The organism is Mesorhizobium sp. M0019, from assembly GCF_040323975.1.
In the GTDB taxonomy this organism is placed as follows: domain Bacteria; phylum Pseudomonadota; class Alphaproteobacteria; order Rhizobiales; family Rhizobiaceae; genus Mesorhizobium.
Map to the genome: position 1 here is coordinate 1 of NZ_JAMYVK010000097.1, position 8,971 is coordinate 8,971.

General features: G+C 61.1%; 8 protein-coding genes and 3 pseudogenes. 5 read left to right on the forward strand and 6 right to left on the reverse strand.

What is annotated here, in order from left to right; translation table 11 throughout:
* Together NKK47_RS34215 and NKK47_RS34220 are read right to left on the reverse strand one after the other, a co-directional pair.
* Nucleotides 1-181: pseudogene (locus tag NKK47_RS34215) on the reverse strand (FadR/GntR family transcriptional regulator); the annotation flags it as partial.
* 30 nt (nucleotides 182-211) lie between these two features.
* A complete protein-coding gene (locus NKK47_RS34220) occupies nucleotides 212-1,213 on the reverse strand; it encodes a LysR family transcriptional regulator (protein WP_352579820.1) in 1,002 nt (333 codons plus the stop codon).
* A 107-nt stretch (nucleotides 1,214-1,320) separates the two neighbouring features.
* On the opposite strand from NKK47_RS34220, the gene NKK47_RS34225 reads away from it, so the two are divergent.
* The 3 genes from NKK47_RS34225 (at nucleotide 1,321) to NKK47_RS34235 (ending at nucleotide 3,444) form a co-directional block, all read left to right on the forward strand.
* Nucleotides 1,321-1,938 carry a nitroreductase family protein gene (locus NKK47_RS34225; protein ID WP_352579821.1) on the forward strand — a complete coding sequence of 206 codons (618 nt, stop codon included), beginning with the start codon at nucleotides 1,321-1,323 and terminating at the stop codon, nucleotides 1,936-1,938.
* Complete coding sequence (locus NKK47_RS34230) at nucleotides 1,935-2,792, forward strand: EamA family transporter (RefSeq protein WP_352579822.1); 858 nt, start codon at nucleotides 1,935-1,937, stop codon at nucleotides 2,790-2,792. The genes NKK47_RS34225 and NKK47_RS34230 overlap by 4 nt, the downstream gene beginning before the upstream one ends.
* A gap of 163 nt (nucleotides 2,793-2,955) precedes the next feature.
* Nucleotides 2,956-3,444 carry a nucleoside deaminase gene (locus tag NKK47_RS34235; RefSeq protein ID WP_352579823.1) on the forward strand — a complete coding sequence of 163 codons (489 nt, stop codon included), beginning with the start codon at nucleotides 2,956-2,958 and terminating at the stop codon, nucleotides 3,442-3,444.
* 166 nt (nucleotides 3,445-3,610) lie between these two features.
* On the opposite strand, the gene NKK47_RS34240 is transcribed toward NKK47_RS34235, so the two are convergent.
* Complete coding sequence (locus tag NKK47_RS34240) at nucleotides 3,611-4,120, reverse strand: GNAT family N-acetyltransferase (protein ID WP_352579824.1); 510 nt, start codon at nucleotides 4,118-4,120, stop codon at nucleotides 3,611-3,613.
* Between the two features lie 989 nt (nucleotides 4,121-5,109).
* Nucleotides 5,110-5,361 (reverse strand): annotated as a pseudogene (locus NKK47_RS34245) (IS1 family transposase); the annotation flags it as partial.
* Between the two features lie 37 nt (nucleotides 5,362-5,398).
* Between NKK47_RS34245 and NKK47_RS34250 the strand changes: the two are divergent.
* A pseudogene (locus tag NKK47_RS34250) lies at nucleotides 5,399-5,557 on the forward strand (VOC family protein); the annotation flags it as partial.
* 100 nt (nucleotides 5,558-5,657) lie between these two features.
* On the opposite strand, the gene NKK47_RS34255 reads toward NKK47_RS34250, so the two are convergent.
* Nucleotides 5,658-6,554 carry an NAD-dependent epimerase/dehydratase family protein gene (locus NKK47_RS34255; RefSeq protein ID WP_352579825.1) on the reverse strand — a complete coding sequence of 299 codons (897 nt, stop codon included), beginning with the start codon at nucleotides 6,552-6,554 and terminating at the stop codon, nucleotides 5,658-5,660.
* Nucleotides 6,555-6,699: 145 nt separating this feature from the next.
* On the opposite strand from NKK47_RS34255, the gene NKK47_RS34260 reads away from it, so the two are divergent.
* Nucleotides 6,700-7,638, forward strand: a complete 939-nt coding sequence (locus NKK47_RS34260; protein ID WP_352579826.1) for an NAD(P)-dependent oxidoreductase — start codon at nucleotides 6,700-6,702, stop codon at nucleotides 7,636-7,638.
* A 944-nt stretch (nucleotides 7,639-8,582) separates the two neighbouring features.
* On the opposite strand, the gene NKK47_RS34265 is transcribed toward NKK47_RS34260, so the two are convergent.
* A partial coding sequence (locus tag NKK47_RS34265) for a FadR/GntR family transcriptional regulator (RefSeq protein WP_352579827.1) occupies nucleotides 8,583-8,971 on the reverse strand: 389 nt, incomplete at its 5' end.

The following is an 8,971-nucleotide window of genomic DNA, read 5'->3' on the forward strand; positions in this document are numbered from 1 at the left end:
TGGGCAGGATGGTTCCCGGCGGATAGTCGCCGCGCACGATCCTCAGCCCGATTTCGTTGGCGAGCGAGGCGTGCACACTCGAGCCCGGCATGCGCGCCGCATCGGCCCGGCGGATACCGCTCGTTCGTTCGGCGAACGCCTCGGCCGCTGTCTTTCCCTTATTCGGCTTCGCGTCCTGCATGGCTCCACAAAGTCCGGATTTGGAGGCGTGTCAAGGAGATGAAATCGCCGGCAATATCTCAGCTTGATTTTCCGCATCCGTCGCCTCGCCGACACCGCGCTTTGCCGAGCCTTCACGCCGGAGAGGCACGAACGACCTCTCTTTGTCCCGGCTGAATTCCTCGATCAGGAAATCAAGGAAGACGCGGATTTTCGGGGCAAGGTGCTGCCGTGCCGGATAGACCGCGTAGAGCGTGGTTTCGACCTTGTCCCAGTCATCCAGAGCCGATTGCAGCCGGCCTGCTTTCAGGTCGCTTTCGACATAGGGATAGGGGATCAGGCTGATGCCGAAGCCGGCGCGCAGCGCATCGCGCACGGCAAGGCTTGAAGAAACCGAGTATCGTCCGTCGATGGCGATCCGCTCGGCGCGGCCGTCCTTGCGGAATTCCCATATGTCCGCATGCCCCGAGAGGCTGAACCGGATGCAATTGGCCGCCTTCAAATCGCCAGGCGTCTTGGGCCGGCCATGCTTCTCGAAATAGGACGGAGCTGCGCAAAGCACATGCGGCATGACCGCAAGCTTTCGGGCGACCAGGCTGGAATCCTCGAGATTGTCGCTGCCGCGAATGGCAAGGTCAAATCCCTCCCGCACGATATCGACGCGCCTGTCGTCAAGGTGCAGGTCGAGTTTCAAACCGGGATAGCGCGATAGAAACGCGGGGATGGCAGCCGAAAGCCGCGTCAACGTGACAGTCATCGGCGCGCTGACCCGCAACGTGCCGCTCGGCGCTGTCTTGATCGGGCCGAGCACCTGGTCGGCCCTGGCCAGCGCATCGAGCCCCTGCGTGACATGCTCCAGGTAGATCCTGCCTTCTTCGGTCAGCGCCATGCGCCGCGTTGTCCGGTTGATGAGCCGCACCCCCAGATGCGCCTCCAGCTCGGCGATGTTCTTGCTGATCGCGGGAGGCGAGAGACCCAGGCGCCGTCCGGCTTCGGCAAAGCTGTTCAGTTGCGCCACATGGCGGAAAACCTGCAGCGCCGTCAGGCGATCCATCGCACCATTCTCTTCCAGTAAATAATGTCTTGCAATTGTTGCATATTATCGCTCCTTGGTAAATTCTCTATCTGCTTCCCGAACGACTTGCTCAGTTTCGGAATGACATGATGATCAACCCCACAATTTCCCTTATCGAGCGGCGCATGTCGGCCAATCGGTTCGATGCCTCGCACGAATTGACGGATGCCGAGATCGAGGAGCTGGCACGTCTCGCAACGCGCGCGCCAAGCGCCTACAACCTTCAGAATTGGCGTTTCATCGCCGTGCGGACGCCGGAAGCAAAGGCGCGGTTGCGCAGCGTGGCCCACGGCCAGGTGAAGGTGCAGGACGCAGCGGTCACCTTCATCATCTGCGGCGTACTCCCCGACCACGCTGCCCTCGATGCAAGGCTGCGTCCTTTCATCGAAGCCGGCTTCATGCCGGTGGATATGGCTTCGGGCTGGCAGGAGGGCGCCCGCGCACAATATGCCGATCCTCGGGCAGCCCGGGACGAAGCGGTACGCTCGGCAACGCTTGGCGCCGCAACGCTGATTTTCGCGGCCGAAGCGCTGGGGCTCGTCTCCGGTCCGATGGCCGGCTTCGATGCCGAAGGCGTGGCCCGCGAGTTTGGCCTTGGGCGCAATGAAGTGCCGGTGATGCTCATCGCCGTCGGCCGCGCCGCGCCCGGAAACTGGCCGCAAAAGCCGCGCCGCCCTCTTGCCGAAATACTGGAAATCTTATGAAAACGCACCGTTCCGATCTGTTGCTTACAGCCATTGCACCCGCAATATGGGGCAGCACCTATATCGTCACCACGCAGTTCCTGCCCAACTTTTCGCCGATGACGGTCGCAATGCTGCGTGCCTTGCCCGCCGGATTGCTGCTGCTGGCGATCGTTCGGCAACTGCCGATGGGCATCTGGTGGCTGCGCAGTTTCGTCCTCGGAGCCCTCAACATCTCGATCTTCCTGAGCATGTTGTTTGTCGCCGCCTACCGGCTTCCGGGCGGGGTCGCGGCGACCGTGCTGTCGGTCCAGCCATTGATCGTGATTTTCCTCGCTGCTGCCCTGCTTGCCAGCCCTGTCCGCCGGTTGGCGATTGTCGCCGCCCTTGTCGGGATCGCCGGTGTTGCATTGCTGGTGCTGACCCCGAACGCGACGCTCGATGCGGCCGGCGTTGCCGCCGGCCTCGCCGGGGCGGCCTCAATGGCCTTCGGAAGCGTGTTGAGCCGCAAGTGGCAGCCGCCAGCATCGCTGCTCGCCTTTACGGCATGGCAACTGACTGCCGGTGGTCTCCTTCTCGTTCCGGTGGTCCTGCTTTTCGAACCACCCATCCCGTTCCCGACCGCGGCCAACCTGCTTGGACTGGTGTGGCTCGGCCTGATCGGTGCGGCGCTGACTTATGTCCTCTGGTTCCGGGGCATTGCGCGACTGGAATCTGCAGTGGTGTCATCGCTGCTTTTCCTCAGCCCGGTGACCGCCGTGCTGCTTGGATGGGTATTCCTGGATCAGACACTGACCTTGCCTCAAATCGCCGGCGTCGTTTTCGTCATCGGCAGCATCTGGCTGGCTCAACGGCCCAATGGCAAGGAGTCCTGATGCATGTCGCGCACAAGTGTGCAGCGGTTTTGCGATAACGACATGCATCAAAACAAGAACCGAAAGCGCGTCGCATGAGGCCGGTCGAACGCGCGCGTTTTAGGCCGCCGACTTGTGTCCGCGGATTGTTCGGCACTATGGTTAAGCGGCGGAGGACCTGCCGATGCCACAACGCCCGTATGATGAGCGCCTGCTCCGTCAGGCGTTCGAAGTCGCGCGCAAGGCCCGCGATGCTGGCGAACATCCCTTTGGTTCGCTGCTCGCTGACAAAGACGGCAATGTGTTGCGCGAGCAGCCCAATGGTTACAAAGCCGGCGGGGGCGACCGCACCGCTCATGCCGAAAGGCTGCTGGCCTCGTGGGCGGGGATGAATGTCAGTCTCGAAAAGCTCGCCTCCTGCACACTCTACACTTCGGCCGAACCTTGCGCGATGTGCTCCGGGACAATCTATTGGGCCGGCATCGGACGGGTCGTCTTTGGGCAGAGCGAACATGACCTCAAGCGGGTGACGGGCGCACATGTCGAGAATCCCACACTCGACCTGCCCTGCAGGATCGTCTTCGAAGCCGGGCAGCGTCCGACTGAAGTCGTCGGCCCGCTGCTTGCCGATGAAGCGGCGCAACTCCAGGCCGAATTCTGGAAAGACAAGTAGGGTCAGGACTCGTTGATTCAGAGGCAGAGGCGACTGCTGACGTGGACTACGACCTAGCGTCCGGACCCATAAGGGGGATGCCGTTGGCAGCGGTTTCGTGATTCACGGTCTCCAAAGGGAGACCAATGACGAATCGCGATACCGGCTATGCGAGCCAGCCGATCATTCACAACGCCTTCCTCATCCGCAACAGTGGCACGCCCGCTCCGCCTCTGTTGTCGACGACTTCTTCAACCGCCTCAAAGCCGCAGGCCCGATACAGCGGTTCGCCGGCCCTCGTTGCCATAAGCTCGACACTTGTAAAGCCCTCGCGGCGGGCGGCGTCCTCGCACAGCATGAGGATTAGACGCCCCACGCCTCGGCGGATGAAGCTGGGATGCGTATACATGGCACGCACGCGCGCAGCGTCTTTCGTCGGGTCAAGCAACGCTGCATCGCGCCCGGGTGAACGGTCGCCGCCGTAGAGGGTTGCGCGCCGACTCCATCCGCCGCAACCGGCCAAGATGCCATTCTGCTCCACAATGAAATATGTTCCATCATCGACGAGTTGCGTATCGAGCCCCATGATTGCTCGGCTCGAAGCGATCTGCTCCTCTGTGAGGAACGGCTTCTGAAGCTCGCCGATGGCTGCATTCATCAGTACAGCCAGCGCCGGCATATCGGCACGTGTCGCCAACCGATGCTCCAGGCTGATCCTCGGCATTCTTCAACAGGTCCAGTGCAAACCGCTTTGAAGTGTTAGCACAAGATCATCACGATGATGGGAAAACCTAGGCATGGCCGGGGGGATAGTGTCTCAGTTTGAAATTTAGGCCTTTGCCAAAAGTTCGCGCAAACGTGCTCGCTCACCATCGTTCAGTTGACCGATGGCCAGCTGCTGATTCCGTATGTAGTCGGGAGGAACGAAGAATTCCGAGCACCAAATAAGGCGCTTAACGTTGCCGCCATTTAGTCCGAAAGCAGTCGGCTTGTGTAGCCCAATTTCGGTTGCGCGGGCCTTGGTTGCGATCGGGAAGTGGAGCCTTTTCCCTATCTTTTGCAAATCGGTGCCATAGCAAACTAGCACACTGCCAAATCGTGTGTTGGTTTGAGGGTCCTCGTGGATATCGCTCCCAAGGACAAGTGAAGGACGCGACCACGGCCCAGGTTGACCTGGTCGCTCACGAATAGGAAATCTGCACCAGACAATGTTGCCTGGGTCTGGCAGCGTGTCGATTTGAAGAAACGTCCACCCCATAAGGGGTGGCTATCACAAGCGCTTAGAGGAAACTACTCTGCTGCGCGCAATGAGTGCATCCGCTTCTGGATCAGACGCAGCTAACTCCGCGTCGGTGAGCGCGCTGTAATCAGCGTAATACTCGCCAATCCGGTAAACCTCAGGAGCGGGTTCACCTCCGGGGCTGATGACCGACTGACTCGGACTGCGCGATGCGCGTCCCCAACTCGCGACCGAGTGGAGGATGCGTTCTAAAACGGCAACCATCACATGCTCCCTAGGGGCTTTGTTCATTTTAGGCCACGGCGTTTATGCGCCATTACCTTGCTGTGGTCTAGCCACCCAGCCCAACTCACCCGCGCCCCTGTAGTTCCAAACATTGGCATGAAGGTGACGGGAGCGCTAGAGCCTAGATAGGTCAACGATGCCGACTTAGCAAGATAGTCCGGTTAGGCGACTCGCTTCTGATGCGGCCCATGCTTGCCCGGCTCAGGCGCAACGGAGTCCATCATCCCGCAAAGATCGTCCATTGACCAGAGCGTCTTGGAAACACCCGCCACCATTGCCGGCGACATTTTCAGCGTCTTGTGAATGCGGACGAAATTGTACCAAACCGTGTAGAGCGCCACCATGTGGACGTGGTTCTCAACCTTTTTCGAGAACGCGTTGGTAAGGCGCGTGAAGCGGCGCATATACATCCGTTCTACGTGGCGCTAGGCGGCACTGTGAGCCCGCAGCGACGCCGTCGATGCAACACTGACCAGCGCGGTTGCGGCGGGCGGTCGCGCCGATCCCAACCGGCCACAGGATCTTGGCTTCATGTACAACCGCCACATTGAAGACCCGGATGGCTACGTCTGGGAAATCGTATGGATGAACCCGACGGCGAACGCCTGAACGTAGGGTGTGGGCGCATCGGTCGTAAGGGTGTGAGCACTAGAGTCGTGACGAGCAATTCGGGGCTGGCCCAGTGCCGGTTCCGCGTCAGCTGCGCCCGTCAGCTCGTCTTGACGTATTTCCGCCAGCTGTGCTCCGGCCGGAAGCCGAGCATGTCCCGCGCCTTGCGGTTGGAGAGCAGCGTCTCGTATTCGCCAAGTTCACCCTTGACCGGCACATCGGGATAAAACCGCTTCAGGAGTTCGGCTGTCGGCAGATCGGACGAGGTGTCGTCGTTGGCGGCGTTGAACACCTGATAGCCGAGCCCGTCCTTTTCGATGGCGCGCAGCGTGATCTGGCCGAGGTCGCGCGCGTCGATATAGCTCCAGGCGATGCGCTTGCGGAAACCCGGATCGGCGAACCATTTCGGAAACAGCGAATATTCGTGCGGCTCGATGACGTTGCCGATGCGCAAGGCATAAATGTCGAAGCCGCTGCGCAGCGCAAAGGCGCGCGCCGTCTTCTCGTTGACGACCTTGGACAGCGCGTAGCTGTCCATCGGGTCGACGTCGTACTCCTCGTCGAGCGGAAAATGCGTCGGGTTGCGCGGCTCGTTGGCGAAGACCAGCCCGTAGGTCGTTTCGCTGGAGGCGATCACCACCTTGCGGATGCCGAGCTTCACCGCGGCCTCGATGACGTTGTAGGTGCCGAGCGCGTTGATGCGGAACACCTCATTGTCGGGCGTGATCATGATGCGCGGGATCGCCGCGAAATGCACCACGGCATCGACCGGCTGCGTACGCAGCGAAGGGTCGAATTCATGCAGGCCCATATAGCTCGACAGCGCATTGAACACCTGCCCGCTGTCGGTGATGTCGGTGATCAGCGTGCGCACCTTGGGATTGTCGAGCGGCTTGGTGTCGATGTTGAGCACCTGGCAGCCCTGCTCGACCAGATACTGCACGACGTGGCGCCCGGCCTTGCCGCTGCCGCCGGTGAACATGATCCGCTTCGTCATTTTGCTCTCCCTAAGATTCATGTGTATTGTCAGACAATACCGAACTCTGCAATCGCCTGCCATGGCATGCGGCAAAAACCCGCTTCAACAATTCGCCGGCAAGGTGCAGCGCCGTCATCCATCACTGCAAATAGGACGAAACGACATGAACACGACTGCCGCGAGCGAAAAGATCGGCTTCATCGGGCTTGGCCTGATGGGGCACGGGATCGCGAAGAACATCGTCGACAAGGGCTATCCGCTGACGTTTCTCGGCCGCAAGAACCGCACGCCGGCGGAAGACCTTCTCGGCCGCGGCGCCAGGGAAGCGGCAACCTCGCGCGACGTCGCGGCGGCATCCGATATCGTCTTCATCTGCGTCACCGGCTCGCGCGAGGTCGAAGCCATCATCCGCGGCCCAGGCGGCCTCAAGGAAGGCCTGAAGCCGGGATCGGTTGTCGTGGACTGCTCGACCTCTGATCCCGTTTCGACGGTGGCGCTGGCCGCCGAACTCAAGGCGCTCGGCGTAGATTATGTCGATGCCCCGCTCAGCCGCACCCCGAAGGAGGCTTGGGAAGGCACGCTCGACGCCATGGTCGGCGCGCCCGATGCGGTCTTTGCGAGGCTGAAGCCGGTGCTCGAAACCTGGGCCGGGCGTATCGTCCACATCGGCGACACCGGCGATGGCCACCGCATGAAGCTGCTCAACAATTTCATCTCGCTCGGCTACGCCGCGATCTATTCCGAGGCGCTGGCGCTGGCGCAGAAGGTCGGCATCTCGCCGCCGCGCTTCGACAGCGTCATCCGCAACGGCCGCATGGATTGCGGCTTCTACCAGACCTTCATGCGCTGGACGCTGGAAGGCGACCGCGACGCGCACAAATTCACCATCGCCAACGCCTTCAAGGATCTCACCTATCTCGAATCGATGGCGGGTGCTGCCGGCATCGCCAACCCGCTCGGCAACGCCACCAAGAACGCCTTCGCCGGCGCCTTCGCGGCCGGCCCCGCCGATCAATATGTGCCGATGCTGGCCACGCATATCGGCAAGGTCAATGGCGTCGACCTGATGCCGACCAGGGATGGCAAGAAGCAGACGATCTGAGAACGTTGGGATTAACGCCTGGAGTGTCGCAACTGCAAACGTTCGCTGCCGACCAGCTACATCCGCCAATCTCCAACGCTGGCGATTAGCATATGACACCACACCTTCGTCATCCCAGGGCGGAGCAGGAGCGAAGCGACGTCGCGCAGACCCTGGGATCCATGCCGTGACATCAGCCGAAGAATGCAGCGGCTCAGAACGGCGCTTGTATCCGCCATTGCGCTCGTCGCCCTTCCACCATGACCGCGAGCCAGAAGCTGCGGAAGCGCTGGCTCCGCCAATGGAAGACCGAATTGATCGAGACGACCAGTCCCAGAGTGCTTCGAGCTTTTTCGCAGGACCGGGTGGCAGCGTTTGGTTCTGGTCTGCTGGAGCACTGCCGCAAGGTAACGGCATGGATCCCAGGGTCTGCGCCGCGTCGCTTCGCTCCTTGCTCCGCCCAGGGATGACGAAGGGAGGGTTTCGGCTAATCTCCTAAATTTGCGATTTGCGACTAACGGGAATGATCGACCTTCGTTGCTGGTTGACCCGACTTACACGCAGTTGGCCGAGAAACGATCGAATCAGCGCCGAAACCGGCCGATAACGTCGGTATTGGCGAGAAGTCTGTGCACCAAAGCACGCGCACTTCCGATCGGAAGAAGCCAGAAACAAAAAAACCCGCCTCGGGAGGCGGGTCGTTGGAGCCAATTAGCACCATAGCAAAATTAGTAGCATAGCTGCCGGCACAAAGCAAGAACAAAATACGCTGTGGCGGTAAAAAAGTCCGAATTCCTTTCCCACCCGAGGTCGCCGCCCTCATTGCCTAGCGTTGATGATCAGCGAAAGCCGAAATGGCATCCAATCTCCCCCCTCGTGGGGGAGATGTCCGGCAGGACAGGGAGGGGCGCGAAGGAATGCGAGTTTTGCAATCGTTCGGAGCAACGCCAGCCCTGGCGCATAAATCACCGGCGCGACCGGCCGATAACGTCGTCGGTATTGGCGAGCAGTCTGTGCACCGCGGCGCGGGCTGCGGCGGGCCGCTGCAGGCGGATGTTCTTCTCGATCGCCTCATGCAGTGCCTGCGCCCGCCGCTGATCGCTGGTCTCGCGGGTGACGAACTGGAACAAATGGTCGAGCGCCGATTCGATCAGCACGCCGAGCGGCACCAGCAGATCGTTGCCCGAGGCGCGCAGGATGGCGAGATGAAACCGCGTGTCGGCGCGGGTGCGCTCCTGCAGATTGGTCGCCTCGCCCATCTCGCGGCAAGCCTGGCTGATCTCGGCCATCTGCTCGTCGGTGCGCCGCATGGCGGCAAAGGCGCTGGCCTCCGGCTCGATGATGTGGCGGAATT